We start from the raw sequence: 764 nt of genomic DNA on the forward strand, positions 1-764 counted from the left end.
GGCCTGGCGGACGTGCTGGCGCGCGACTGGGACGTGCTCGTGATCGGCGGCGGCATCAGCGGCGCCGGCGTGCTGCTGGAGGCCGCACGGCGGGGGCTGAAGGCGCTGCTGGTCGAGCGCCACGATTTCGCGTGGGGCACGTCGAGCCGCTCGTCGAAGCTCGTGCACGGCGGCCTGCGCTACCTGAAGGACGGCCACGTGCGGCTGACGGCGGAATCCGTGCGCGAGCGCGAGATGCTGCTCGCCTGCGCGCCAGGCCTCGTCGAACCGCAGGGCTTCGCGTTCGCGCAGTACGAGGGCGCGCGCGGCCGGCGCAGCTTCCTGGCCGGCCTCGCGATCTATGACGTGATGGCGGGCCGGCGCGAACGGCACTGGCTCGATGCCGACGATTTCCTGATGGCGGCGCCGAATGTAAAGCGGGACGGTCTTGCGGGCGGCATCGTCTACACGGACGCGCGCACGGACGATGCCCGCCTCGTGCTGCGGGTCTTGCGCGAGGCGCTCGATCATGGCGCGGCGGCCGTCAATTATCTCGGTGCGAGCGAGTTGCTGCGCTCCCCGGGTGGCCGCGTGTGCGGGGCGCTGCTCGCCGGCGACGGTACTGACTACGCGGTGCGTGCCCGGGTCGTGGTCGATGCGACGGGCGCGTGGTCCGGCCCTCTGCACGGCGCCGGCCCAGGGTCTTATAAACAACTGACCCTGCCCACCAAAATAAAGGAGTAGATCACCGTGGTCGCCGGATCAATAAAAAAAAAAGGGGGGGG

At 70.2% G+C, this 764-nt stretch carries 1 protein-coding gene; it reads left to right on the plus strand.

The genetic code is table 11. The annotated features are described in order from the left end of the window. The coding region (locus ACEN88_RS33235) for an FAD-dependent oxidoreductase (protein WP_413346575.1) at positions 1-723 on the plus strand (723 nt) is incomplete at its 5' end. Positions 724-764: the final 41 nt, after the last annotated feature.

Source organism: Massilia sp. CT11-108, from assembly GCF_047302915.1.
Classification (GTDB): Bacteria; Pseudomonadota; Gammaproteobacteria; order Burkholderiales; family Burkholderiaceae_D; genus Telluria; species Telluria orientalis.